Origin of the sequence: Agarivorans sp. QJM3NY_25 (assembly GCF_050870875.2) — a bacterium.
Classification (GTDB): domain Bacteria; phylum Pseudomonadota; class Gammaproteobacteria; order Enterobacterales; family Celerinatantimonadaceae; genus Agarivorans.
This window is the reverse complement of record NZ_CP194041.2, coordinates 3,679,348-3,705,432: the sequence shown is the minus strand read 5'-3', so window position 1 is coordinate 3,705,432 and position 26,085 is coordinate 3,679,348. Positions and strand designations below refer to the sequence as shown.

27 protein-coding genes are annotated in these 26,085 nt (G+C 44.6%); 18 read left to right on the top strand and 9 right to left on the bottom strand.

What is annotated here, in order from left to right; translation table 11 throughout:
• Positions 1-117: 117 nt before the first annotated feature.
• The 5 genes from ACRRSW_RS17015 (at position 118) to ACRRSW_RS16995 (ending at position 5,306) form a co-directional block, all read left to right on the top strand.
• The gene (locus ACRRSW_RS17015) at positions 118-750 is read left to right on the top strand and encodes a YiiX/YebB-like N1pC/P60 family cysteine hydrolase (RefSeq protein ID WP_432459934.1); all 633 of its coding nucleotides are present in this window, start codon (positions 118-120) and stop codon (positions 748-750) included.
• Between the two features lie 588 nt (positions 751-1,338).
• Entirely contained in the window at positions 1,339-2,586 is a 1,248-nt protein-coding gene (gene sstT / locus ACRRSW_RS17010; RefSeq protein WP_432452067.1) for a serine/threonine transporter SstT, read from the top strand.
• A 363-nt stretch (positions 2,587-2,949) separates the two neighbouring features.
• Positions 2,950-4,437: a sodium-dependent transporter gene (locus ACRRSW_RS17005; RefSeq protein WP_432459932.1), complete on the top strand. Its 1,488-nt coding sequence runs from the start codon at positions 2,950-2,952 to the stop codon at positions 4,435-4,437.
• 1 nt (position 4,438) lies between these two features.
• The gene (locus tag ACRRSW_RS17000) at positions 4,439-4,540 is read left to right on the top strand and encodes a MetS family NSS transporter small subunit (protein WP_432452069.1); all 102 of its coding nucleotides are present in this window, start codon (positions 4,439-4,441) and stop codon (positions 4,538-4,540) included.
• 355 nt (positions 4,541-4,895) lie between these two features.
• Positions 4,896-5,306, top strand: a complete 411-nt coding sequence (locus ACRRSW_RS16995; protein ID WP_432459931.1) for a hypothetical protein — start codon at positions 4,896-4,898, stop codon at positions 5,304-5,306.
• Positions 5,307-5,436: 130 nt separating this feature from the next.
• Here the strand turns inward: ACRRSW_RS16995 and ACRRSW_RS16990 are convergent, their stop codons facing one another.
• The gene (locus ACRRSW_RS16990) at positions 5,437-6,336 is read right to left on the bottom strand and encodes an HAD-IIA family hydrolase (RefSeq protein ID WP_432459930.1); all 900 of its coding nucleotides are present in this window, start codon (positions 6,334-6,336) and stop codon (positions 5,437-5,439) included.
• 313 nt (positions 6,337-6,649) lie between these two features.
• Between ACRRSW_RS16990 and ACRRSW_RS16985 the strand changes: the two genes are divergently transcribed.
• Positions 6,650-7,504: a carboxylate/amino acid/amine transporter gene (locus tag ACRRSW_RS16985; protein WP_432459929.1), complete on the top strand. Its 855-nt coding sequence runs from the start codon at positions 6,650-6,652 to the stop codon at positions 7,502-7,504.
• Positions 7,505-7,585: 81 nt separating this feature from the next.
• Here ACRRSW_RS16985 and ACRRSW_RS16980 read toward each other — a convergent pair whose 3' ends face one another.
• Entirely contained in the window at positions 7,586-8,071 is a 486-nt protein-coding gene (locus ACRRSW_RS16980; RefSeq protein WP_432459928.1) for a DUF2937 family protein, read from the bottom strand.
• Positions 8,072-8,507: 436 nt separating this feature from the next.
• On the opposite strand from ACRRSW_RS16980, the gene ACRRSW_RS16975 reads away from it, so the two are divergent.
• From ACRRSW_RS16975 to ACRRSW_RS16965, 3 genes are all read left to right on the top strand, one after another.
• A complete protein-coding gene (locus ACRRSW_RS16975; RefSeq protein WP_432459927.1) occupies positions 8,508-9,497 on the top strand; it encodes a Gfo/Idh/MocA family protein in 990 nt (329 codons plus the stop codon).
• 815 nt (positions 9,498-10,312) lie between these two features.
• Entirely contained in the window at positions 10,313-10,780 is a 468-nt protein-coding gene (locus tag ACRRSW_RS16970; RefSeq protein WP_432459926.1) for a VF530 family DNA-binding protein, read from the top strand.
• Between the two features lie 119 nt (positions 10,781-10,899).
• Positions 10,900-11,412: an RNA methyltransferase gene (locus tag ACRRSW_RS16965; RefSeq protein ID WP_432452076.1), complete on the top strand. Its 513-nt coding sequence runs from the start codon at positions 10,900-10,902 to the stop codon at positions 11,410-11,412.
• 13 nt (positions 11,413-11,425) lie between these two features.
• Here ACRRSW_RS16965 and trhO read toward each other — a convergent pair whose 3' ends face one another.
• Complete coding sequence (trhO, locus tag ACRRSW_RS16960) at positions 11,426-12,412, bottom strand: oxygen-dependent tRNA uridine(34) hydroxylase TrhO (RefSeq protein ID WP_432452077.1); 987 nt, start codon at positions 12,410-12,412, stop codon at positions 11,426-11,428.
• 253 nt (positions 12,413-12,665) lie between these two features.
• Here trhO and ACRRSW_RS16955 point away from each other — a divergent pair, with 253 nt between their 5' ends.
• Positions 12,666-13,604, top strand: coding sequence for a chemotaxis protein CheV (locus ACRRSW_RS16955; protein WP_432459924.1), 939 nt, complete (start codon positions 12,666-12,668; stop codon positions 13,602-13,604).
• A 297-nt stretch (positions 13,605-13,901) separates the two neighbouring features.
• On the top strand, positions 13,902-15,176 hold the full coding sequence (locus ACRRSW_RS16950) for a hypothetical protein (protein ID WP_432452079.1): 1,275 nt from the start codon (positions 13,902-13,904) through the stop codon (positions 15,174-15,176).
• A 66-nt stretch (positions 15,177-15,242) separates the two neighbouring features.
• Here the strand turns inward: ACRRSW_RS16950 and ACRRSW_RS16945 are convergent, their stop codons facing one another.
• From ACRRSW_RS16945 to ACRRSW_RS16935, 3 genes are read right to left on the bottom strand one after another with little or no spacing between them, the layout of a single operon-like run.
• Positions 15,243-15,917: a ChrR family anti-sigma-E factor gene (locus ACRRSW_RS16945; protein WP_432452080.1), complete on the bottom strand. Its 675-nt coding sequence runs from the start codon at positions 15,915-15,917 to the stop codon at positions 15,243-15,245.
• Positions 15,910-16,536 carry a sigma-70 family RNA polymerase sigma factor gene (locus ACRRSW_RS16940; protein WP_432452081.1) on the bottom strand — a complete coding sequence of 209 codons (627 nt, stop codon included), beginning with the start codon at positions 16,534-16,536 and terminating at the stop codon, positions 15,910-15,912. The genes ACRRSW_RS16945 and ACRRSW_RS16940 overlap by 8 nt, the downstream gene beginning before the upstream one ends.
• A gap of 32 nt (positions 16,537-16,568) precedes the next feature.
• Positions 16,569-17,183 (bottom strand): hypothetical protein, encoded by a 615-nt coding sequence (locus tag ACRRSW_RS16935; RefSeq protein WP_432459923.1) that lies wholly within the window; start codon positions 17,181-17,183, stop codon positions 16,569-16,571.
• Between the two features lie 143 nt (positions 17,184-17,326).
• Here ACRRSW_RS16935 and ACRRSW_RS16930 point away from each other — a divergent pair, with 143 nt between their 5' ends.
• The 7 genes from ACRRSW_RS16930 to ACRRSW_RS16900 are packed head-to-tail and all read left to right on the top strand — an operon-like array spanning position 17,327 to position 22,670.
• Complete coding sequence (locus tag ACRRSW_RS16930; RefSeq protein ID WP_432459922.1) at positions 17,327-17,755, top strand: nuclear transport factor 2 family protein; 429 nt, start codon at positions 17,327-17,329, stop codon at positions 17,753-17,755.
• A complete protein-coding gene (locus tag ACRRSW_RS16925) occupies positions 17,752-18,477 on the top strand; it encodes an SDR family NAD(P)-dependent oxidoreductase (RefSeq protein WP_432459921.1) in 726 nt (241 codons plus the stop codon). The genes ACRRSW_RS16930 and ACRRSW_RS16925 overlap by 4 nt, the downstream gene beginning before the upstream one ends.
• A gap of 1 nt (position 18,478) precedes the next feature.
• Positions 18,479-19,732, top strand: a complete 1,254-nt coding sequence (locus ACRRSW_RS16920; protein WP_432452085.1) for an NAD(P)/FAD-dependent oxidoreductase — start codon at positions 18,479-18,481, stop codon at positions 19,730-19,732.
• Positions 19,729-20,463 carry a DUF1365 domain-containing protein gene (locus ACRRSW_RS16915; RefSeq protein WP_432452086.1) on the top strand — a complete coding sequence of 245 codons (735 nt, stop codon included), beginning with the start codon at positions 19,729-19,731 and terminating at the stop codon, positions 20,461-20,463. Before ACRRSW_RS16920 ends, ACRRSW_RS16915 begins: the two co-directional genes overlap by 4 nt.
• Positions 20,464-20,485: 22 nt before the next feature.
• On the top strand, positions 20,486-21,709 hold the full coding sequence (locus tag ACRRSW_RS16910; protein WP_432452087.1) for a class I SAM-dependent methyltransferase: 1,224 nt from the start codon (positions 20,486-20,488) through the stop codon (positions 21,707-21,709).
• Positions 21,710-21,712: 3 nt separating this feature from the next.
• Positions 21,713-22,186: a DUF2878 family protein gene (locus tag ACRRSW_RS16905; protein WP_432452088.1), complete on the top strand. Its 474-nt coding sequence runs from the start codon at positions 21,713-21,715 to the stop codon at positions 22,184-22,186.
• 34 nt (positions 22,187-22,220) lie between these two features.
• Positions 22,221-22,670 (top strand): chalcone isomerase family protein, encoded by a 450-nt coding sequence (locus ACRRSW_RS16900; RefSeq protein WP_432452089.1) that lies wholly within the window; start codon positions 22,221-22,223, stop codon positions 22,668-22,670.
• Here the strand turns inward: ACRRSW_RS16900 and ACRRSW_RS16895 are convergent.
• The 3 genes from ACRRSW_RS16895 to ACRRSW_RS16885 all read right to left on the bottom strand — a co-directional run bounded on the left by ACRRSW_RS16895 (position 22,667) and on the right by ACRRSW_RS16885 (position 25,926).
• Positions 22,667-23,317: a DsbA family oxidoreductase gene (locus ACRRSW_RS16895; RefSeq protein ID WP_432452090.1), complete on the bottom strand. Its 651-nt coding sequence runs from the start codon at positions 23,315-23,317 to the stop codon at positions 22,667-22,669. The genes ACRRSW_RS16900 and ACRRSW_RS16895 overlap by 4 nt on opposite strands.
• 75 nt (positions 23,318-23,392) lie before the next feature.
• Positions 23,393-25,306 (bottom strand): monovalent cation:proton antiporter-2 (CPA2) family protein, encoded by a 1,914-nt coding sequence (locus ACRRSW_RS16890; protein WP_432452091.1) that lies wholly within the window; start codon positions 25,304-25,306, stop codon positions 23,393-23,395.
• On the bottom strand, positions 25,303-25,926 hold the full coding sequence (locus ACRRSW_RS16885) for an NAD(P)H-dependent oxidoreductase (protein ID WP_432459920.1): 624 nt from the start codon (positions 25,924-25,926) through the stop codon (positions 25,303-25,305). Before ACRRSW_RS16885 ends, ACRRSW_RS16890 begins: the two co-directional genes overlap by 4 nt.
• Positions 25,927-26,085: the final 159 nt, after the last annotated feature.

Genomic DNA, 26,085 nt, shown 5'->3' with positions numbered 1-26,085 from the left:
TTTGTTAGCATCAATTGTTATAAATGGCATTTTCAGTGAATATTTACAATAAACTCGCATAATGGTAGGTTTTGTTTGAATGGGTAAAATGTAATTGATCATATATAGCGTTAATGGATGATGCAGCAACAGTTATTGAATCAGCTTAAAACTGGCGATTTAGTCTTTTTTTCGAGTAAGGGGCTTGGCAGTAGTCTCATTCGTGTGGGGACTTTTAGTCCTTGGTCACATGTCGGCATGGTATTGCAGTTAGCAAATTATGATTTTGTAACCTTGTGGGAGGCAGTACCGAGTCGAGATGGGTTTTGCCTTTATGCTCAGCGCGCGAGTAAGGGCGTGCAGGTGGTTGCCCTGGAAGAGCGGGTTGCACAGCATCAAGGTGATGTTGCGGTACGCCAATTGATGGGCGAAGAACTTAATCAAGCCGCGTTAGACAATTTGATGCAATTACTGGAACAGCTACAGGGGCGCCGTTATGAGCAAGACTTCTGGCAATTGACTCGTGCTGGTTGGGATGGGCCATGGGGTGAAAATAGCCAAGACTTGTCTTCATTATTTTGCAGTGAGTTAGTGGCAGCGGCTTACCAGCGCTTAGGTCTTCTAGATGAGACTAAGCCTGCAAATGAGTATACCCCAGCTGATTTTTCTGAAGATGCGCTGCGAGAGTTAAATTCCGGATTCTACTTATCCGAAGAAGTTGAGCTGCTTAAGCAAGAACCGTCCATTGGTGAATTTAGCTTTAGTGTCTAACTAAATTAAAGCAGTTGTGAACGCCATCGGTGAACTCCTGCATCGATGGCTTCGCAGCGTGAGTATTCAGATCTGTGAAGTTTATGTTTTGTCCTCTCTCTTCTACATCAAGCTAACTACCGTTATCGTGCGCCGTGATGTTGTTTCATTGTATCTGAATGATGGTGCTTGGTTTTAGTCCGCGCGATCATATGCAGTGCCGGTATCTGGATCCATCTTGGCTTCGGCTGCAGCATATCCTCAAACTCAAACTCAAACTCAAACTCAAACTCAAACTCAAGCCAAACCAAGCCAAGCCAAGCCAAGCCAAGCCAAGCCAAGCCAAAGAGGACGGTTAACAGCGTTTTATGTGTCATTTTCTTTGGTAAAAAAGGCTTGGGTGCTTGCTTGTTACTTAAGCGTGATAAAGGGGAGTTCGCTTAATTATTTGTGACGAGGATCGGTCGTTTATGACTCGGCATCGCTTGGCTAAAAAAAGTTTTTGTGATGTGTCAATTTAATATCGATCTTTTGTTTAAAATTAGTGCTTCATACTATATGGTTGCGCCTTAACCAACAATATAGCTTCCATCAAGGATAATAAGAAGCATGAATCAACATTCAAACAACAACATATTTAGCTTTATAACTAAAGGTAGCCTCGTGCTACAAATCCTGATCGGTATTATCGCCGGTAGTATCTTGGCCGTTGTCGCGCCAGAGTTTGCCATCTCTTTAGGTTTATTCGGTAGCCTATTTGTTGGTGCACTAAAAGCGGTTGCACCAGTGTTAGTCTTTGTATTGGTGGCGGCGTCTGTTGCGAGCCATAAACGAGGTCAAGATACTCAACTAAAACCAATTATTTATTTGTATTTATTTGGCACCTTTGCCGCCTCGCTGACTGCAGTTGTCATGAGCTTTGTTTTCCCCACCGAACTGGTTTTGGTGAGTACCGATACCGTGGCCAATCCACCACAGGGGATCGGTGAAGTATTACATACCTTATTGTTTAAAATTGTGGATAACCCAGTGAGTGCCATTATGAATGGTAACTACATTGGTATTTTGGCATGGGCAATTGGCTTAGGCGTGGCGCTACATAGTGCTTCTGCAACGACTAAAGCTTTGTTTAATGATGTTGCGGATGGCGTATCTAGCATCGTGCGTTTTGTGATCCGCCTAGCGCCACTTGGGATCTTTGGCCTGGTGGCAAATACTATCGCGCAAACTGGTTTTTCGGCGCTATGGGGCTACAGTCAACTGTTATTAGTGTTGATAGGTTCTATGCTGTTGATTGCTTTGGTGATGAATCCATTGTTGGTTTTCTACAAAATTCGTCGCAATCCCTACCCTCTTGTCTTTAAGTGTCTTCGTGAAAGTGGTGTGACTGCTTTCTTTACCCGTAGTTCAGCGGCCAACATTCCGGTGAATATGGATCTTGCTGAGCGGCTTAATCTGGATGAAGACACATATTCAGTCTCTATTCCGCTAGGCGCAACCATTAATATGGCAGGTGCCGCAATTACCATCACGGTGCTATCACTTGCAGCAGTACATACCTTGGGGATTCACGTCGATTTTGCGACCGCATTATTGTTGAGTGTGGTTGCTGCGGTATCTGCATGTGGTGCTTCGGGTGTAGCTGGTGGTTCATTGTTATTGATCCCGCTGGCTTGTAGTCTATTTGGAGTCTCGAATGATATCGCGATGCAAGTGGTTGCTGTCGGTTTTATTATTGGTGTATTACAAGATTCGGCTGAGACTGCATTAAATAGCTCTACCGATGTTTTGTTTACCGCCGCCTGTTGTATGGCAGCGGAAGAACCATATGCTCAGGTCGCAGAAGACCAACGCTAGGTTTATTTACTTGCAAGTAAGAACAGCGCCGTAAAGCGCTGTTTTTTTATTACTGCTGTCAGAGGTTGGCGTAGCCACCGGCCTATCGAGGTTCACTTCGATGGCGAACTGGTAAACCAAGGCGATTATTTCGATGATTTGAGTCCAGTGGGCTGAAGATGCGCGTCATCGTCATTAACTCAATAGATTGTGAGTTTTCTCTGTTTTCACAGATGATTATTTTATAGAATCGCCGGCTTCTGGCGGTAGATACTTATAAATATAATTTTCTCCAGTAGCACAACATTATTCATATATGGAAGTCAAAGTGCATTTTAAACCATTCTCTTTGACTTTCCGTTTAAGCAGTTTGAGGTAACAAATATGAAACGAGAACAATGGGGCTCTCGGGCAGGCTTTATCATGGCGGCAGTTGGCTCCGCTATTGGTTTAGGTAACATTTGGCGTTTTCCCTATATGGCATACGAAAATGGAGGGGGGGCATTTTTTATTCCCTATCTGTTTGCGATGTTGTCTGCGGGGATCCCATTTATGATCATGGAATTTAGCCTTGGTCATAAAATGCGTGGTGCCGCCCCTCGGGTATTTGCCAAATTGGGTCGACGACTAGAGTGGCTGGGCTGGTTTCAAGTCTTAGTGGCCTTTGTGATCGCGGTGTATTACGTAGCGGTGATCGGCTGGGCTATTTCCTACCTTGGTTTTTCTTTCTCACAAAGTTGGGGGGCAGATCCCAATACCTTTTTCTTCACCGAGTACTTAAAGCTTGGCGATAATAGCCCAAGCCGCTTAGGCGGCATACAGCTACATATTGTTGTACCTGTGATCTTGGCATGGCTGATCACTTACTCTGCAGTGTTTACTGGGGTAAAAGGAGGCATTGAAAGAGCAAGTAAAATCATGATGCCGCTATTATTTGTCATGGTTTTGGGTCTCATTATTCGTATGGTGTTTTTGCCTGGCGCACTGGAAGGCCTAAATTACCTATTTAAGCCGGACTTTAGCAAAATTCTTGATGTTTCCGTTTGGTCGGCGGCCTATGGGCAGATCTTCTTTACCTTGAGTGTTGGTTTTTCAATTATGCTGGCTTATTCCAGTTATTTGCCAAAAGATTCCGATATTAGTAACAATGCCTTTATGACGGTGTTGATTAACTGTGGTTTTTCTATCATGGCTGGCATCATGATTTTTGGCATTCTTGGTTACATGGCTAATCAGCAAGGGGTTGCCATTACCGAAGTGGTGAAAGCGGGAGTCGGTTTAGCTTTTGTGACGATCCCTACAGCAATTAACCTGCTACCTGCGCCTTATATTTTGGGGCCTCTGTTTTTCTTCGCGCTCACCGTTGCAGGCTTAAGCTCGATGATCTCCATTATCGAAGCAGTCACTTCAGCTGTGATTGATAAGTTTGGTTGCGACCGTCGTAAAGCGGCCACTTTGGTGTGTGGTGTGGCTTTAATCGTATCCTTGGCCTTTACCTGTAACGGTGGTTTGTTGCTGTTAGATGTGGTGGATTACTTCATGAATAATGTAGGGATCTTAGGTAGCTGTTTATTGGAATTGCTGATTGTTGGTTGGATGCTCAAAGGCTTGCCTGAGCTTCAAGAATATGCCAATCGACGCTCTGAATTGAGAGTTGGTGACTGGTTTATTTGGTGCTTACGTTTTATTAGCCCTGCAATTTTGCTGATTATCTTAGCAACCAACTTTGTGTCGCTATTATCAGAAGGTTACGGTGGTTATAGCCAATTTGACTTAATGAGTTTTGGTTGGGGCCTCGTGGCAATTATGGCGGTGCTCGCAATTATTATACGTAAATTACCGACAGCTGAACTTACAGCGGAGGAAAACTAAGATGGAATTAAGTGCCATTGTGATGATGATCATCGGTTTGGGTTGTACTTGGGGCGGCGCGATATTTTGTATTCGCCGTGCCATGCAGGCAGATAAAGGCTAGTGGTTTAAACCTGCTATGAGTTAAAAGGCCAAGCACTTTGCTTGGCTTTTTTATATCGATATTATACCAATCTAACTCATTATCTGTTCATTCTTAGCTCCGCTAAATCATCGCTAACTAGGTGATGTATCTGGCCATGAGAGCCACCCCTTACTGCGCTTCATGCCTCGTTATCGACAGATTTATTCTGCGCAATTAGTTGTTCATATAATGAATCAGGTTGGTATTAAAGCGGTGTTTTCGGCGGAGCACCAGCACACGTTGCTATCGAAATAAACAGAGTTAAGCTATTTTATTGATTTTATAGTTAATTTTTGCTTAAAATTGAGTCTCTATTGATATCTAAGGATGATGTGTGAAAGGAATTATTAGTGGTGTTTTATTGGCGCTGGCCTTAAGTGGTTGTGCGATGACAAGACCGAGTGTTGAAGAGGTCGCAGACAGTTATCATTCTGAGCTCAATACTCCACAAAAAGAAACTATACGTGAAACTTTATCTGAGCATTGTTCATCTTTGGTATACAAAGATAATGTAGTCAAAGTGAACTGTTACCTTTCTGGTGATGTATTGGTTTACAATGCTAATTTAATCAATCGACGCTGGGAGTGGACTCCTCAAGCAGCGGCTGCAAACACTAAGAATATTCTTAAGAATATTTGTGAACAAGATGTTCTTCAGTATGGCTTTGCTGTATTGGTGAATCTTGAAGGTGAAAATGGTTTTGTAGGTAAGTTAAAAACCTACGACGATTGCTTAAATTTATAGTTTGCTGTTCGGTTGATTGAATAAAGGCTTCCGCTTTATGTGGAAGCCTTTATTAGTGGTGAATTGCTTGGTATAAGAAACATGGTCATGGATCTTCTTGTCCTCATTTATCGCACGATGTCTCGCGTATTTAGATGCTTTTGAGTTGAAAGTGCGGGCGAATATTACTGCGCTGAATATGCGCATCAACATCTAAATCGCGTAGAAAACCATGCTGGGTCACCAATACGCTTTTAAATCCCATGGCGTTCCCACCTAAGATATCGGTATGCAGTGTATCGCCAATCATTGCAATACGCTGTCGGTTGATGTTTGCCAGACGCGGTTTAATTTTTGCTAAAACGGTGTCGAAGATTGGTGCAAAGGGTTTGCCAAAGCAGCGTACCTGTTCAAATAAATGAGCAGGTAGGGTTAATGTATAACTGCCGGGTTCTTGGGAAACTCCATTTTCTAAGGGGGCAATTAAGTCTGAGTTTCCAACCCAGACTGGACGTGGTCGGTCATTCAAGGCTTCAATAAAGCGTGCCTGACGCTGAGCATTCCAGGCTTGGCCACTTAAAAATAGAAACTCGTCGGCTTGCCAAAAAGCTTCATCTTCTGGGTAGTAGCAGGGGCGGGCTAAATCTAAGCGAAACTCGGATAAAGTGATAATCCCTAGTGGGCTGTCTGCTGGCTGCGGCATATGCTGCAGTAATACTTCACGACTATTGATGATTTCTTGGTCGCTAAAGTCGAAGCCGAGACGAATGAATTTTTGAAGTAGTTGGGGTTTACTTTGAGTCGCCGCATTGGTCACCACATACACCAGTTTTCCGGCGGCTCGTAGCTTAGCGATTTGGGCTGCAGCCCCCGCAATGGCTGTTCCTCCAACGTTTAACACGCCGTAGGCATCAAATAAAAAAACATCTATATCATCGACCAAATCGGTGATTTGTTGGATGGTTTGGCTTGAGGGGACGGGAACAATGGCGGGTAATCGTTGCGCCATATTCAAATAAGCGGAAAAGGCCTCAGTGGGACTAAAAAACATTGCTTTCACCTGTCTAAAATCAAGACCAGATTCTAACAAGAAGTAACAGCCGACGCGTAACTAAATCATTTCGTAACCGTCTTTGGGAGCGGGCATCGAGTGGTAAGGGAGTATACATTGGTTGTTTGCATCAAGTCGTGGACAACCGTGCTTGGCATCCTAACTTAAGATAAATTGTCTGTGGATGCTTGCGAGGTATTTGCCGAAAGTGCTAAGCTGCCGCGCTTAAATTAAAGATTAACATCTTGTAATTTAAGTAAAATTAAAACATTCGTTCAATGGCCTATCTGGCCTATATCAAATTAGAGTGACTATGGCGTATTTAATTGCGATTACCTTGTTGTGGGCTTTTTCTTTTAGCTTGATTGGTGTTTATCTTGCTGGCCAAGTAGATGCGTGGTTTTCAGTGTTGATGCGAATTGCCCTTGCGACCTTGGTGTTCTTACCTTTTTTAAAATTTAGAGAGTTAGCTGCCAGTACCGCCTTGAAGTTGATGGCGATAGGAGCGGTGCAGCTTGGTTGTATGTATGGTTTTTATTATCAGTCCTTCTTATATTTGTCGGTGCCAGAAGTGTTGTTATTTACGGTGATGACACCGATCTATGTGACTCTCGTCAATGATGCCTTCGAGCGACGTTTTAATCAGCGTTTCATGTTAACTGCACTGCTCGCAACTATGGGGGCGGTGGCTATCCGTTATCAAGGCATCGATCAGGGCTTCATTACTGGCTTTTTATTGGTCCAAGGGGCTAATTTGTGTTTTGCCAGTGGGCAAGTTGCCTATAAACGTTTGATGGCTCGCTTACCGGTAAAGTTGGCCCAGCAAACGGTATTTGCCTGGTTTTTTATCGGCGCTTTACTGGTGGCCAGTATGGCTTTTGCACTGCTAGGTAATACCCAAAACCTACCCAGCACAAACTTGCAGTGGGGGGTATTGGTTTATCTTGGGGTCATCGCCTCAGGGCTTGGCTATTTTGCTTGGAACAAGGGCGCAACCATGGTTAATGTTGGCGCCTTAGCTGTGGCGAATAACTTGCTTATTCCAGCGGGTATTGCGGTCAACTTGCTGATTTGGAATCGTGATGCCGATATTTTGCGTTTAAGCATTGGGGCGGCGATTATCCTCGGAGCCTTGGCATTGAATCAGCGTTGGGCGAGGCGGGTTTAGCCCAAGGTGCTTGAGCATATAGCGCTGGCGCAAGTTTGATGGCTGTATCACGCTGCTGGTAATGGCGGTTGTTTACGATTGCTAACGGGCTTTACTCAAGCGGCGGATTGGCCACATAAACAAGCCGCCAATTATCAGTGCCACTAATACACTGTAGCCCACAACCATCGGTTCAAGGGGGATGCCCGGTTTAAAGTTTTTTAAAACCTCGTTCAATCTTGGCCAACGTGCTGGCGCAAAAATATAGATGGTTTTTTCTAGTAAGTTACCATGTTGGAGAACCTCAAGGGCTTGGGCTAAGTCAGCGAATTGGTGAAGCGTTTGTTGTTTTTGTTCAGCATCGGCTCTAACGGCGGGATTAGAGTTATGCTTAAAATCTTCGATCATGGCATCGACGTCGGCATAGTGATAAGCCGTCGCATTGCGTTGGTAACCTTCGACCTGAATTTTAGCCGCGCTATAGTAACCACTGACAAACTGTAAGTAGTGATTGCTCAATATCGGTAGTTGAAAAAAGACCAGTAATAGCACAGTGAATATGACTTTATCTAGGGTGTTGAGTATCAAAGTCGATCCTCGCATCAAAGCCGAAACCAGTTTAGCTGGCTGGTTTAGTGATATTTTGAGTGTTTGATCCTACGCTGTTGCGATAATAAGAGTAAATGATTTTATCGTCTTGCATTTGGATATTTAAGTTGTGTCCGATAGGTAAACCGTAAATCGCGCTTTAGTCTTGTTTTTTGCGGTTTATTATTTTGAACAGAGGGAGCAAGATCCTGAAATAGTTTTATATTTTGTCACAATTTGCTCATTCGAATGCTCGACTGATTCGAGCTTTGAGTAGATAGATAGCAATTATTCAGGAATGTGGCGGATGTAACACCTGCGTAATGATTCTAGCAAATCTGCGCATGCTCGGTAGTTTGCTTCGTATATTTAAACCTAAATATTGCTCGGCTTTTATCGTTAGTATTCATTATTCTTGAAATAAAAGGTAAATCAGATGCAACAATCAAAACTAATCCGTTGGGGCATTATTGGTGTCGGTGATGTTTGCGAAGTCAAAAGTGGTCCTGCATTTTATAAAGCAAAAGACTCGCAATTGCTTGCGGTGATGCGGCGTAACGGCACAAAGGCCAAAGATTTTGCTTCGCGCCATCAAGTGCCACATTGGTATGACAATGCCGAGGCTCTGCTCGCCAATCCAGATATCGACGCGGTATATATTGCTACACCACCAGCACAACACAAAGATTACGCTTTAGCTGCGCTAAAAGCAGGTAAACATGTGTATATTGAAAAGCCGGTAACACTGAATGCGAAGCAGTGTGATGAGCTTATCGAGGCTCAAAAAACGGCTGCGACTAAAGTGGTTGTGGCACACTATCGTCGCCATGTACCTTGTTTTTTAAAAGTGGCTGAGTTGCTTAAGAATGGCGCCATTGGCCGGCCCTTAATGGTTCAAATCGATACACTTCAGCCAGCGGCATCAGATATTATTTCTAGTAGCGAAGACAATTGGCGGGTCAATCCTGAGATTTCTGGCGGTGGCTTATTTTATGATCTTGCTCCCCACCAATTAGACTTAATTCTGCAGTGGTTTGGCCCCGTCGTTTCAGCCCAAGGGCTTAGTGTTAATCAACAGCAACATTCAGCGGCTGATGACTGTACACATGGTTGGGCGTGTCTGCAGAATTCACTGATCCTACAAGGACGTTGGCATTTTGCGGTGCAAGCGCAACAAACTCGCGATGTTTGTGAAGTGATTGGTAGTGATGGCAAGCTCAGCGTTAATTTTTTTGGTGAGCAAGTGATTCGTTTAGAGAACGCACAAGGCACGCAAGAGTTTATGATTAACAACCCAGAGCACATTCAGCAACCCTTTATTGAGCAAGTGAATGCTTATTTTCGCGATGAGCGAGACAATCCTTGTCGTGTGAGCGAGGCGAGAGCAGTGATGGCCTTAATGGATTGCTTCGCTCAAAGGCAGTGAGTTATCGCCTGGTGAACTATATCCCCTGAACGTGTCGTCGCAAGGTCTTAGATCATGAGTCATACAGTCGGTAATGCCGATATTCAAGTGAACTACAAAACCAGATGTTATTGCGAGGCCGTTGGGTTGGTAGTCCGCCTTGTGATTGTTCAATTTGTGGTAGTAAAGGGGTCATGGTTGCCGCAGTGTAATTTGATGGCGCGGTGTGGTAACAGGTTACAATGTGCTGAAGCTTTAGCAATTTAATATCCATACTGCGCAGCATTACTTTATGTTCATACGCAGCTATCTACGCCGATCATCAAATTCTACAGGATATGGGATTTGTGTGGGCAGCTTAGGCGTGTGAATCGCTACGATTTAAGTGCTATGGTTGCGCTTGATGAGGGAATACCAATCTAACTAATTATTGTTCATTCATGCTGGACTAAATCAGTGCTAACTGCGTTATGTATCTTGTCATTGGAGCCACTCCTTACTGCACTTCATGCCTGGTTATCGGCAGATTTTTTCTGCCCAATAAGTTGTTCATACAATTAGTCATCGGCTTGACCGAAGCGTGTTATAAGCCTCGAAGCATCGCCAGATTGTATTGTGGTTTATGGCTGACGAATGCAACATGGGGAAGAACAAAGCGCAGATAACAGTGATGTATAAAAGCTGGCCGTAAAGTGCGGATTGCTTGCCTGATACCCACCAAAGATGGGTACGGCGCAGAATATAGTTTGGACTTCTTTGGCTTTGGCCTTACTCTTAGCGCTGAGTTGACTTGAGCTTATTGTTTTCAAGTCGTTATATTGAGCCCAGGACTTTCTATGAGCAATCCATACCACAACAATCCCTTACATGGCCTTAAGTTAGAAGTGCTTCTAGATGAAATTGTCGCCCATTATGGTTGGGAAACCTTAGCCTTTGCGATGAATATGAATTGCTTTAGAAACAAGCCTGATCTTGATTCTTGCCTAAAGTTTTTGCATAAAACCAAGTGGGCGCGTGAGAAAGTTGAGGCCTTCTATTTATATCGTTTTAAACATTTACCGCGGCCCGACGATCGTCAATATGCTTTGCCGCCGCGGGAGCGAATCATCCCCTCAGAGCAAAAACCAAGAGCGCCAGTGGTGATAGATATGAGTGCTCCTGCACAGCCGCAAAATAAGCCAAAGTCCAAGCGTAGCGCTAAGGCAAAAGTAAGCGCTCAGGGAAATACACCCTACAAATCGCGCGATGTTAATCCCCGCGTCGATGATGACAAGCCTTTTGATCCTTGGGCTGCGTCTCGCTAAGTAGTCACAGTTTCGCTGCGTCTTTGTCGGTCTTCAGGTACAATTGACGACTTAATACTTGACTAAGTCTTGAGTGCTGTTAGTTAAGTCGGTTTAGTTAATTTTGTGCGGTACGATTTATGTCTCAAACTCTGGTCCATATTGGCCTAGTTAACCCTAAAAGTCCCAGTAATGTGGGCTCGGTGATGCGCGCTGCAGGCTGTTTTCAAGCGGATGCGGTCTTTTATACGGGGCAGCGTTATGCTCGCGCAGCTCGGTTCAATACGGATACGAAGAATCAGAGTTTGAATATCCCACTCTCGGGGGTGGATTCATTGGTGGCACAGGTAACACCAGACATGCAAATTGTTTGCGTGGAGCTGGTAGAAGGGGCCATTGCTTTGCCAGAGTTTACTCACCCAGAAAAGGCTCTTTATATTTTTGGTCCGGAAGATGGTTCGCTGAGTCAAACTGTGGTGGATCAAGCAGATTCGGTGGTGTATATCCCGAGCCAAGCTTGTTTGAATTTAGCGGCAACGGTGAATGTACTGCTCTACGATCGGCAGACCAAATTAGCTCAAGGCCTCGCAGGCGATCCACTGATCCGCAAGAGTCGCGATGTGAATAATCGCCTGAAGGCAAAGTCGCAGTGATGAGCAATAGTGGTTATTCAGCTGATTTTTCCCGTTGAGTTCGACGTAGGCGCAGTTTTTGTTTGCGCCGTTGCTCGCTGTGTTTGCTAGCTTCCATACCCACATGTTGTTCGCCGCGTTGCTTAGCCAAATTCACTTGTTTTTCACGTTCCATAAAGCGTTGCTTTTGCTGTTGGCTTTGTTGAGCATGACAATGTGGGCAACTGAGGCCGGGCACAAATAGTGGGCTTTGCTGTTGTGCAACGGAAACGGGCATTCTACAGGCTTTACAGAGCTGGTAATCACCTGGTTGAAGTTGGTGATCGACACTCACTCTTTCATCAAACACAAAGCAGTCGCCTTGCCATAGAGAGTCTTGCTCGGGGACCTCTTCTAGATATTTTAGGATCCCCCCTTCTAGATGATAAACTTCTTCAAAACCTTGCTGTTTTAAATAGGCGGTTGATTTCTCGCAGCGGATCCCGCCAGTACAAAACATCGCAACTTTTTTATGCTGCTTTGGATCTAGGTGTTCAGCAACATAAGCTGGAAATTCACGAAAGCTCTCCGTATTGGGATTTAGTGCGTTTTTAAAACTACCGAGTTCCACTTCATAGTCATTACGGGTATCAACCAGTAGCACTTCAGGGTCACTGACTAAGGTATTCCAATCTTTTGGTTTAACATAGCTGCCCACAACTTTATTGGGATCGATACCTTCAATGCCCATGGTTACGATTTCTTTCTTCAGTTTGACTCGGGAGCGTTTAAAGGGTTGCTGTTCACTATAGGAGCGTTTTTCCGACAAATTGACCAAACGAGGATCTGCTGTTAGCCAATCGAGTACTTCTGCTATAGCGCTCTCTTGACCAGCAATGGTGCCGTTAAGGCCTTCTTCAGCAAGTAATAAACTACCGCGTACCTGATTATCTAGCATTATTTGTAGAAGGGGGGCTTGTAAGTCGCGAAAATTGTCTAAACGAACAAATTTATAGAGGGCGCAAATTGTGATTTGACTCATGCAGTTTCCTTGTTGCCAAGCGGGGCGTAAACCCGAAGCAATGGTTAAAAGCGGCTATTGTAATTAAATTGCTAATAATTGCAGCTATAATGTGAATCTATGTTACGTTTTTGTGGTTGCTGTTTCGAGGGGACAAGTGGTAAAAATGTGTGCTAGGCCGCTAAATTAAGGTACCGTTGGTGCTAGAGATTTTATTGCTTAGCCTAAGACCGCTATACTCTATGGACTAAATATATTGAATAGGTTGGGTAGTATGTCAGGTGTTTTAGCCTCTGTGGATCAACGCACCCAGTTGGTGGGCGAAAATCGCTTAGAATTATTGATATTTAAACTCAACTCAATGCAGTTGTTTGCGATCAATGTATTTAAAGTGAAAGAGGTCGTGAAATTGCCTCGAATGAACAAACTACCCGGCTCACATTCCAATATTTCTGGCGTGGTTAGTAGTCGTGGTCATTCGATTCCGGTGATTGATTTACGTGCGGCCATCAAGATGCCTCCGTCTAAGACTCAGGAAGATTGTAATCTCATCATTACCGAGTACAACCGCACCGTGCAAGGCTTTATGGTGGGCGAAGTAATGCATATTGTGAACACTTCATGGAAGGATATTCTACCGCCACCTTCTACGGTAGGCCGGAGCAATTACCTTACTGCGATCACTCGTATTGAGCATGAAGATACCAATCGCATCGTCGAAATTATCGATGTTGAAAAGGTATTAGCCGAAATTGTTAGTTATAACGTGACTATCTCGGAAGAAGCCTTAGATTCTCAGGTTACAGAGTATTTGAGCGGTAAACGTGTATTAGTGGTTGATGATTCATCAACTGCGCGGGGCCAAGTTAAGGCTACCCTTAGTCAACTCGGCATGGAGATCATTGAAGCTGAAAACGGTTTACAAGCCTTGAATATGTTGAAAGGCTGGGCCGATCAAGGCAAGTCGGTTTACGACGAAATATTGTTGATGATCACCGATGCAGAAATGCCGGAGATGGACGGATATCGTTTAACTGCAGAAGTCCGTGGAGATAAACGGATGAACGAGTTGTTCATTGCTTTAAACACTTCATTAAGTGGCAGCTTTAATGATGCCATGGTAGAAAAGGTGGGATGTGACCGATTTATTTCTAAATTTCAACCCGACCTTTTGGTCGATGTTGTACAGGAGCGGATGCGCCAATTGCTCTAACTGAGCGAGTACTTTTGGGCGCCTCTGTTGAGCTTTAAAGTTGCATTCGTTTCTTTGTAAATTGAAGATAAGCATCACGTTTCGTGGTGTTTTTTTTATTGTTACTTGTCGAAAATCTATCAAAAATGACTAGTTCAAACTAAAGTCTACCTATCTAGTTTATCATTTGTGACCCGCGCTTATTAACTGCAGGGCGATAATCACTGGAGGTTAACGAAGGCTGGCGGTATGAAGATAAATAGTCGATGGCTCATATTTTTGGTGAGCTTAAGTGTTATCACTTTATTGCAGTGTAAAATGACTGACAATATTCAGTGCTTGTACTTGATATTGATGGTGTTCCTAGTGATTTTGGGGTGGCATGGCTTGCTGCTAATCCCCATCGCTCAATCATCGCAAATCAGTGGGGCGATTCTTGTTTCTGAAGTAAATATTGCCAACAAGGGTATTGTCTTTAGCGTTGAGCACTCCGGTGGACGTGGTTCGAACCCGTCTAAGCAAAATGATGTAATGCAGAGTGGTCGCAAACAGTCCGCAGCGGATTGCTGTCGTGGAAAGCAGTCGGTGCAAGGTGGGATACAGGCGATTCAAGATTTACGCTCCGCTGTTAGCCATGTTGCCAGTGATCTCACAAGGCTTAAAAATAAGGCCTTTCAAGTTCAAAATTTTGTAGCGTTGACAAATGCGCTAGCGCAGCAGGCAGAGCAATTAGCCGATGATGCCCAGCAGACTGTTTTTAAAGCGGGTGAGCAGTCTGGTGAGCGGGCGGCGATGGCCGATCAGTTGAAGCTGTTCGCTAAGCATACTGCTCAGATCAGCGAAGATATTGCGGGTGCATTAACCAATTTTGGCGATGATACGGCGAATAGTCGCCAGTTGATGGCACACATGATCGATAAAATGGACACCGTAGAAGACTGTATTACACATTTCGAACGAGTATTGAGTCGCACAGAGAAAGCCGTAGAGGCGTTTGCGCAGATGCAGATAGAGCAATCGTTGCGGCAGCAAAGTGGTACTGGTGAGCTTATTTTTATGTCGCTTGATACCGATCAAAGGGATATGTTTGATCAACGGATCTTAAATCATGCTCGGGCTGCGGCAATGGCTTGTGGCGGTTTGCTCGAGCAGGCCTTAGTTGAAGAGAAATTTACTGAGTCGCAGTTATTTGAGCCTGATTACCAGCCCATCGAAAATACCGAACCAACCAAGTATAGCACTGCGTTTGACAGCTATACCGATCAACACTTCCCCGATGTACAAGATCCTATTTTGCAAGCCTTGCCCAATATCGTGTATGCCGGTGCTGTGGATAAGCGGGGGTATTTTCCAACTCATAATCGCTGTTATTCTCAAGCCCTGACGGGCGATTACGAACGTGATATAAAGAATAATAGAACCAAGCGAGTGTTTGATGATCCTATCGGGATCCGCAGTGCGACCCATTGCAAAAGTATGTTATTACAAACTTACAAGCGTGATACAGGTGAGGTAATGCATGATTTATCGGTACCAATTTGGGTTGAGGGAAAACATTGGGGCGCTTTTCGGATTGGATTCAAGCCGAGTTGAGCGATTTCATTTGCATAAAAAAACCAGCGACGTCGCTGGTTTTTTTATTGGTTTTAGTGAGCAACTTTATCGGAAAAACAACTGACTAAAGGGGTTGAGTAAAGATGCTAAACCCGAGGTAAAGTGTAAGGGAGCATCTAATAGAGTTAAGCACAGACAGTCTTGATCCGCTTCGGTTCTTGGCGTGTGGGTATGCTGAGTATCTCGGATCACAAAGTCTCCCGGGCCATAGCTGCCGCCATTGTCAATAAAGCGGCCTGCTAATACCAGTGTGACTTCTTGTCCCTGATGGGTATGTTCAGGGAGTGCACTGTTTTGATCCATATAAATAAAGTTCATTTTACTGTCACCGACAGAATCAACTCTGGCTCGCTGCAGTTTACCTGGCAGGCGTGCCCACGGGCCAATTTTTTTAGCATGGGCCTGTAATACACGGGGCAGTGCAAAGCTTTTATCATCGAGTTTGATTTTGGCTTGAAGCTGTTGAGGCTCCGTGGGTTGCGACGGTATAGTTTGCTGCATAATCATTTGCATCATGCTATCCAGCTGAGGATTGATTGCCACTGGTTCAGCCTGTTGTAGTTGGCTGGCTAAGCTGTTTTCCAGCTGCGCAACTCGTTGGCGACATGCACCACAAAACTCCAAATGGGCACTTACCATAATGCTCATGGACGGATCGAGTAAACCTGCTGCGTAAAGCTCAAGGCTGTTATCCGAGGGATGAAATTGAACATTAGTCATTCAAGGTCTCCTTCATTTTTTGAAGCGCTAATCGTAGGCGACTTTTTACCGTTCCTAGAGGTAGGTTAAGCATTTCGGAAACCTGTTGTTGGGATTCACCGTGTAAGTAAACTCGCCTCACAATATCGGCTTGTTCTTTGGGTAATTGTGAGAGGACCTGTTGTAACTCTTCGCGTACCAACGAATGATCCTCCGATGCAACTTTGTCGTGGTCCTGTTCTTCCGCTAAAGTCGGCCATAGATCATCGCCTTGTACCCAACTTTGCTGATGTTTGCCTTTGCGCATCAGGTCAAATTTAACGTTTCTTGAGACTGAAAATATCCAAGTCATTGCGAGTCCCTTGGAGGCATCATACAAACCGGCTTTTAGCCAAAGTTTAAGCATGGTTTCTTGCACCATTTCTAGTGCCAAGGATTCTTCAACAAATTGCTTTCTTGCTAGGTTTAATAAACGAGGCGCAACCTCTCGAAACAACCGTTCATAACTAGCACGACATTGTTGCTTGGCAATGTTGTCAAGTAACAAGGCTATCTCATCATCTACATGGGGCTTAAAACTGTTAGAAGCCATGGCTGTTTGATTACCGCCGATCGTCGTTTGGGGTTTAGATAATTCCATATTGCCAAATTCGTTGTCGGATTAATAACTGATTAACGTCGTAAATGAAGAAAACGATCGTTTTGTCGCAAAATAAAATTTAAATAGCGGATACATAGGGCTGGTGTCGCAGCTTTGAGTAGGCGTTGTTTGGTATCAATCGAGAGAGGGAGTAACTCTAACCAACGCCAACATAGCAGACGGACATCATTTAGGTCTTGCGCTTGATTGGGACCGTAAGAGTGTAGCTCGGGGTAGAGACGTTTTACCTGTAATAAGGCTTGTTGCAAATGAGGCTGTGGCGGATAAGTCTCGGGCGTTGGCCAAAGAATCAGTTGCTGGGCAGTGATAGTATCGGTGAACCATTCCTTAGAAAATTCCGGATGGTTAGTACTAATCAACCCCCAGCCTGTGACATTGAATTCAACGATAATTTGTTTTCGACTAAGCCAGTCCACCTGCTTGATCTCGCCTCGGCTTACCAAATCGTGTTTGCTAATGGCACAATGACCGTTACTGTCCTGAAACGCTAACCACATCCCCCCAGCCTTTTCGGCTGCACGAATGCTCGCGATAAATTCACCTCCTTGACCACTTAAGCGACCTTGGCGTTCCGGCATGAAGTGTTCGCTGTTAATGATGAGTGGTAAAACCTGATGGCTGTTCAAGGCAAAGTCCTGCGCTAAAGAGTGTCTTTGTTACTACGCAGTAAAGCGATAAAAAGATGACTGATCTTTATTCGTACTCTTCACGTACTATGATTAACGATAATGGAAACAAATGCTTATATTTTTTAATGGTGGAAAAACTGATGTCAACTCAGGCCATAGTACAGCAACTCGAAGCGTTTTACTTACAGTTAGATTTAGCCCAGATGAAGCATTTGGATGACATCTACACTGCGGATATTGAGTTTATTGATCCGCTGCATCATCTATTCGGTTTGGCGGATTTAGGTCACTACTTTGAGAATTTGCTACAAAATACTCAGCAATGTCATTTTATTTTTGACTCTCGTTTGGTCACTGAAGGAGAGTTCACTCTGACATGGCAGATGCAATTTACTCATCCCAAGTTAGGCAACGGTCGAACCATTGAACTGGACGGTATCAGTCACCTTAAATGTCGCGACAAAATCTACTACCACCGAGATTATTATGATGTGAGTGCAATGTTACATGACCATATACCGGTGCTTGGTTGGGTATCCAAGAAGCTAAAAAATGGACTTGGTCAATGAATATTTTAATTACAGGTGCCAGTTCTGGGATTGGTCGACAGCTAGCCTTGGATTTTTGCACCCAAGGGCATCAGGTATGGGGACTAGGCCGAGATAGCTCTCGCTTGCAAGCAATTGCTAAGCAGGGTGTGAAGCCGTTGCAAGTTGAACTGGGTGACTTGCAAGCCCTGCGTGAGCTGGTACTCGATCTGCCCGCGATGGATATTGTGGTGTTGGGGGCTGGAAGTTGTGAATATCTCGATCCGCAGCGTTTTGACGCCAGCCTATTTGAGCGAGTTTGGCAAAATAATGTGCAAAGCATGGCCAATTGTTTGGATGCCTTGTGGAGCCAATTGAAGCCGGGGTCGCAGTTGGCTTTGGTGGGAAGCCTGGCGCATTTATTACCTTTTAGTCAGGCTGGTGCTTATGGCAGTAGCAAGGCTGCCATACACTACCTCGCTCATGCCCTACGCACCGACCTAGCCGCCAAGCAAGTCAGCGTGCACTGTATACAACCCGGTTTTGTTAAAACGCCTTTAACTGATAAAAATCATTTTTCTATGCCTTATTTAATTAGCGTAGAACAGGCTAGTCAAGCTATTATTAAAGGGCTCAGTAATGGTCGTTTAGTGATTAATTTTCCTACGGCTTTTAGTTGCTTATTACGGCTATTACATGCTTTACCCTTAACTTGGCAGAACAAAATTTGCTGTCGCTTAGCTCGCAAGGAAGGAACCCCATAAAATGAAAATAGCGATTATTGGTGCTGGTATTTCCGGGATGACCTGTGCCTATCTGTTGAAGCAACAACATCAAGTCACTTTGTTCGAAAAAAATGATTATCTCGGCGGTCATACTGCCACCAATGAGCTAACCGTGAATGGTCAAAGTTATGCTGTAGATAGTGGTTTCATCGTTTTTAACGATCGTACCTACCCCTTATTTAATAAGCTTTTAACGAAATTAGGTATTCAGGCTCAAGCCACCGAAATGAGCTTTAGTGTGGTTAACCCTGAGTTGAACTTGCAATACAACGGGCACGACTTAAATACTTTATTCGCCCAGCGGCGTAATTTGTTGCGGCCTTGGTTTTATCAATTTATTCGTGAAATATTACGTTTTAATACTCTTGCCAAACAGGCTGTGGATTTAGATACCTCGGTTAGTCTAGGACAATTTTTAACGCAACATGGCTTTTCCAAACGCTTTCAAGAAAACTATTTGCTGCCGATGGGCGCGGCCATTTGGTCTTCTTCATTGAACGGGATTCACCAATTTCCAATGCAGTTTTTTGCCCGTTTTTTTGTCAATCATGGTTTATTAGATGTGAGTAATCGTCCGCAGTGGTATGTGATCCCTGGGGGCTCTAAACAGTATATTGCGCCTTTGCTCGCGGGATTAGAGCAGCAAATCCGCTTGAACAGTGATGTGGTTGCAATTCACCGAGACTCGAAAGGGGTCAGTATTGATTGCGCTGACGGTTCGCAATGGCAAGGGGATGCGGTGATTTTTGCTTGTCATAGTGATCAAGCGATGTCGATTTTGGATTCTGCTGCCAGTGAAGACGAACGACAAATCCTCTCTAAGTTGAAGTATCAGGCCAACCAAGTGATTTTGCATACCGATGATACGGTATTGCCAAGCATTCATAGGGCGAGAGCAAGCTGGAATTACTTGTTGCCGCCGAGTGACCAACGCGGCGACCGTTTAGCCTGTGTTAGCTACGATATGAACCGTTTACAGGGGTTAAAAGATGCACCGCAATTTTGTGTCACCCTCAATCCCTTGCAGCCCATCGCCGAAGACAAAGTGCTGAAACGCTTTAATTATATGCATCCGGTCTTCTCGGTCGATGGTTTTAAGGCACAACAGCAGCGTAGCAAGATCAATGGTCAACACCGAAGCTATTTTTGCGGCGCTTATTGGCACAATGGATTTCATGAAGATGGGGTTCGTTCTGCGGTGGAAGTTTGCCAGCAATTTGGGGTTGAACTATGAGTCTAAAACACTCCGCGATCGCATTTGGGGATACCTTTCATCAGCGCTTTGTGCCGCAAAAACATGGTTTTTCTTATCGTCTTTATTATGCATGGGTTGATTTGGCAGAAGAACAGGCGGTGCAGCAAGAGCTTAAAGCATTTGGTCGTTGGCTACCGTGGTTTCGGTTGCGAGCGAGTGATTACTTAGGCCATCAGGCGGGCAGTATTTTAGACAAAGCGATCGCTGCCCAACAGCATTTTCAGAGCGATTATCAAGCCAAACAAGTTGTGTTATTAGGGCAACTGCGTTGCTTGGGCTGGTATTTTAGTCCGGTTAATTTCTACTTGTATGGTGATGGGACATCTTTTGATTACATGTTAGCCGAAGTGACCAATACACCTTGGAAAGAGAAACACCAGTATTGGCTAGATTTAAATCAGCTGGCTGCACACGATAAGGCCTTTCATGTTTCGCCCTTTAACCCGATGGATATGGTTTATCACTGGCAAGTAGAATTGCTGGAATCACAACTTAGAGTGGTCATTGACTGCTGGCGTCAACAGAAAGAATTCAGTGCTGGTATTCGTTTATTTAAGCAACCATTGAACTCTTCTAGTCTTCGTCGCGTAATTCAATCATATCCTTTACTCACCTTAAAAGTGGTGGGCGGTATTTACTGGCAAGCGATGAAGTTGTGGTGGAAGAAAGTTCCTTTTTATGGCCATCCGATCAGCGCCAAAAACAAATAAGACATGTCTTTAAGGAAAAGCTATGACGACTGCAAAATCGCTCTCTTCGACAACTTTTAGCAATAGTTTAGATTGGACTCGGCATCTGGTACTTAAAACTTTTGATGGTTTAAAAGGCGGCGCAATTTTAATGAGTCAATCGGGCTACCCCTCGGTGCATTTAGGAGAGAAGGACCATCCGCATGCGGTTGAAGTTCATATACTAGACAGCCAAGTGTTTTCGAAGATCCTTAAAGGAGGCAGCATCGCGGCTGGTGAAACCTATATGGAGGGTTTATGGCGATGTTCCGATCTGCATCGTTTGTTGCAGCTGTTGGCGAATAATCAAGCTCATCTGGATAATCTAGATCGCCGTTTACACTGGCTCACTAACGCATGGTTTAAGTTACAACATTTTTTTCGGCGTAACCATAAACGCCAGGCCAAGAAAAATATCTTGGCGCATTACGACTTAGGGAATGACTTTTATCAGTCTTTTCTCGATCCGCAGATGCAATATTCATCGGCTATTTTTGGCGGTAAGCCCTTAAGCCTCGCTGCGGCCCAACATAATAAATTAAGCCGGATCTGTGAGCAGTTACAGCTCAAGCCAAGTGATCACTTATTGGAGATTGGTACTGGTTGGGGAGGTTTGGCGATATTTGCGGCTCAGCATTATGGCTGTCAGGTAACCACCACCACCATTTCCGATGAACAATACCATTATGCCTGTCAGCAGGTAGAGCAAGCAGGCTGCGGTGACTTAATTACCGTCCTGAATCGAGATTATCGAGAGTTGAGCGGTACCTTTGATAAACTGGTGTCAATTGAAATGATCGAAGCCGTCGGAGAGCAATATTTACCCGGATTTGCTCAGCTTTGTGCCGAGCGCTTAAAAAGTGGCGGCTTAATGTTGTTACAAGCGATTACGATTGAGGAGAGTCGTTTTGCCGTTTATCGTAATAGTGTGGACTTTATCCAGCAATATATTTTCCCCGGAGGATTTCTACCTTCTCCATCCTTGTTAAAGCGTCTTTTTAGCCAACAGGGCTTGCAGCCAGTGCAACGTTTGGAAATCGGTCTTGATTATGCACAAACTCTGCAATATTGGCATCAGCGTCTGCAGCAGCACCAACAGCAGTCGCTCGACTTTGGTTTTGATGAACAGTTTTATCGGCTTTGGCACTTTTATTTCGCTTATTGTGAAGCGGGTTTCCGTAGTCATAATATTGGCACCGAGCAATTGACTTTACATAAGGCTTGGTGAGGCATGCAATGGCCAGTTCTCATCGCTTTTAAGCTAAATTGGTTGAGTGCCTTTTTCTGGGGGGACCATGCTCAGCCGATCCTAGTGGCGGGTTTGTTGCTGTTGATTATCTTGCAAGTGAGGAACTATCGCTGGCGGATCTTAATCCCTTGTAGCATGTTGGCGATGCTTGGCATATTGCTGGATTGGAGTTTGGTCACCTTAGGCGTCCTTGATTTTGCACAACCGGGTCTACCGCTTTATATGCTGCTATTGTGGGGCAGCTTTGCCTTGTTGTTACCCAGCTTACGGATTTTCCCGCAACCTTTTTTGGCTTTGTTGGTGAGTATTTTGGGACCGCTTAGTTATTATTTGGCAAGTACAGCACAATTATTTTCCTTTCATTCGGGGGTTTGGCAAGGACTCGCTATTTTATTCCCGCTATGGGCGGTATTTGCTTATCTCGCCCACCGTTTGCTGGAGAACAGCGATGTTTAATTTGGCTTTGTTTGCATTGATGCTTGGCACGTCCATGAGCAATTCGATTGAGCATTTAAAGCTAGTCGGTAATGCTCAATTAAAAGTTCTATTTTGGCCGATTTATAATGTCAGCCTGTATAGCGCTGATGGGCGCTATCAAGCGGACCGCTATCCCTTGCTTTTGAGTATTGAGTATTTGCGTGATATTGAACGACAAGCCCTATTAGACGCTACTGAAGAGCAGTGGCAAAAGCTCGGGGTTTGTCAGCAAGCGCCTTGCCAGCAGTGGTTAAGCAAACTGGCAAATATTTGGCCAAATTTAAGGCAAGGAGATCAATTACGTTTGGTGGCCGATTCTGCTGACAGTGGGCGTTTCTACTTGAATGGTCAGCTCATCGGTCATTTAGAAGCGCTGCGTTTTAGTCAATATTTTTTAGATATTTGGTTATCTGAGCAGAGTCACTTTCCTAAGCAACAACGACAGTTAGTGGGGGCAAATTAATCCTGCAAGCTTTGCTCAATCACTTGTATCAGTGTGTCACTGTTCTGCGCCCCAGACAGTAAGAAGCGTTGATTAAAGATAAACGCGGGGACCGCCTTAATCCCTTGGTTTTGCCAGCTATATTCTTTCTCTCTTACTTCTTCGGCATATAGTTTTTCATTGAGTACTTGCTCCGCTAGGCTGCTATCGAGTCCCACTTTGGCGACGACCGCGAGTAAGTTTTCTCGATCGGAGGGGGCCAGTTGTTGGCTAAAATATGCTTCGAATAGGGCTAGTTTTAATTCAGTTTGTTTTTGATAAGTCGCCGCCCAGTGCAGCAGTTGGTGAGCTTCGAAGGTATTGTAAATACGCGAGTCGCTATTAAAGTTAAAATCAAAGCCCAAGTCAGAACCAATCTGTTTCAGTTGCTGACGAGCCGTCTCACTTTGTTCCACGCTACTGCCATATTTTTGTTGAATGTGTTCTCTTAAGTTTTGCCCTTCGGCGGGGAGGTGTGGATTTAGCTCAAAGGGTTGCCAATGTAGCTGAACATTCAGCTTGGAATCTAATTTTGCCAAAGCTTGCTGTAGCCGTAAGTAACCGACAATACACCAAGGGCAGACGACATCAGAAACAATATCAATTCTTAAATCTGTTATAGCGGGCATAGTGCCTCCGTTGGTTACGACAGCCTTGAGTTAGCTCAAGGCAAGATCTCGGACAGAGCGATGGATTGCTGCGCTCTATTTTAATTCGTCTGTATAGCCTTTGGGGGGCGGCGTCCAACCCCGTTCGCTGCGAGAGTGAGTATCACTTCTATCACGATTCATCGCTTCACCGAGTAATTCTTCTAGTTTTAAAAATAATTCACGGTAGTCTGTGCTGATGTGCTTATCATCGCTGCTGGCCAACCATGCTTGGTACAATTTATCTTTATTGTCTTTTTCGATTTGATCAAAAGTACTCTTAAGCTGTTCTGCTTTAAAAGGGTGAAAGCCAAGTTCGGTTAGCGCTCTGCCTCCCATTTCCAGTGCCGAGTAGTAAGCTTCGGTGATGATGTGGTCAGCTCCTAGGCTGCGTAGCTCATAAGCGTGGCCACGGTCAAAGGCCCTCACCATTAAACGGATATGTGGAAAGGCATGTTTTACATATTTAACGATGTCTCTGACTCGTTCCTTATCGTCGATGGTTACCACCATTAACTTCGCTTGTTCGATGCCTGCACGATGTAATAGTTCGGGTTGGGTTGCGTCGCCAAAGTAGCTCTTAATGTTAATTTTTCTCATTAGTTCAACTTGGCCCGCTTGATGATCGAGAACCACAGTATTGATCCCATTGGCCACCAAGAAGCGGTTTACAATTTGCCCAAAACGACCGATACCAGCAATGATGACGGTGCCTTTCTCGTCGATCTCATCGGGCTCTCGCTGGTTTTCGACCCGTGCATAACGTGGCAGAATCACCTTCTCGTAGAAGATAAATAAGCCGGGTGTTAAGAACATCGAGAAAGCGACCACCAATGACAGAATTTTTGCCAAGTCTTCCGGAATCACGTGGTTTTGCTGGGTATAGTTGAGCAATACAAAACCAAACTCTCCCGCTTGTGCCAAGCTTAAGGCAAATAACCAGCGGTCACTATTTTTGATTTTAAAGGTGATGGCTAAGCCAAAGAGTACCAACGATTTGATGAGGATCACTGCCAACGTAATCGCGAGCACTACTGGTAAATGATTACTGAGGACTTCAAAATCGATGCCTGCGCCTACGGTAATAAAGAACAGTCCTAATAATAAACCTTTAAATGGTTCTATATTGGATTCCATTTCGTGTCTAAATTCACTGTTGGCGAGGACGACGCCCGCTAAAAATGTGCCGAGAGCGGGGGATAAACCCACTAAACTCATGAGTGTCGCAATGCCTATCACCAACATTAAGGTTGCGGCGGTAAATATTTCTCGTTGCCCTGAGTTTGCAACAAACCGAAATATCGGGCGACTGAGGTAGTGCCCGCCAATCACCACCGCCACAATCGCGCCAACTACCACTAAGGCATAAGCCCAGCTGGGCAGGTGGGCTGCAAAATTAAGCTCGGAACTGTGGGCTGCGGCTTGGTTTCCTAAGTGCTGGGCCTTTTCAATTAGTTCCGGCAGTGCGAGTAGGGGAATTAAGGCCAGCATCGGAATCACCGCAATGTCTTGAAACAGCAACACTGAAAATGAAGAACGGCCACCGTCGGTACGGTTGAGTCCTTTTTCATTAAAGGTTTGTAACACGATGGCTGTAGATGAGAGTGAAAATATCAGGCCGATAGCCAAGGCAATGGTCCATGGAAACTTGAATAATAGGCATATCAACATCACAACCACAGTGCTTAAACTCACTTGTAGCCCACCCAACCCCAGTAGTTTGTGGCGCATGCCCCAGAGCATTTTGGGTTCTAACTCCAAACCCACAACAAACAGCATCATCACGACGCCAAATTCGGCAAAGTGCTGAATGGTGGCGGTTTCGGTTCCCACTAAACCAATCACTGGTCCAATAATCACGCCCGCAATCAGATAGCCTAAGACTGAGCCTAAACCAAATTTTTTGGCCAAAGGCACACTGATGACAGCGGCACATAAATAGACAAAGGTTTGTAATAAATAACCTGTCATAGTCGCTCCTTGAACAGTGCTAGGTGCTGCTGGTTCAATTGAGGAAGGTGGGCCGCCATCTCAAGATCGATTTGTCCATGCTGTAGGGCGCTTAACAAATGATGCCAATTATCGAGATGTTGCTGCAGTCGATTTTCTTCAACCGCTGTCCGTGAGCCGAATAATACAAAGGGGGGTAAGTAATGCATGCCAGTTAATGAAGCGGTTTGTTCAATCGGACTAAGTAATTGCCTGATGGTAAAATGGTTATAACCATCGGCTGTATAGGCCGATTCGGCTCCTCCCGCCGTGATTGCGCACAGTAGTGTTTTTCCCTGTAGCTTGTTCCCTTGATGACCATAGGCAAAACCGTACTCGAGGACTAAGTCTTGCCATTCTTTTAATAAGGCAGGAACGGAGTACCAATAGAGGGGAAACATCATAATAACAATATCGTGTTCGATTAAGCGCTGCTGTTCTTTATCAATATCAATTTTAAAGCTGGGATATTCCCGATAGAGGTCAACTGCGGTCACTTGTGGCAGGGTTTGTGCGAGTTCAAACATCGGTGCATTGACTTCAGAACGCTCGAGTGAAGGATGGGCAAATAATAAAAGAATGCTGTTGAGCGCGTTCGGCATAGTGACTTCCTTTAAGCTATGCGGTAATGCAGATAAGTCAATATAGGTAAATTAGGACCTTAGATACAAGCGAAAGTCATTAAGTTTTTTGTGAGCTGCTGTGGCGTAAAGCTGATGGCTCATTGAATAAGCGCTTATCATCAAGCGCTTATTCAGGGG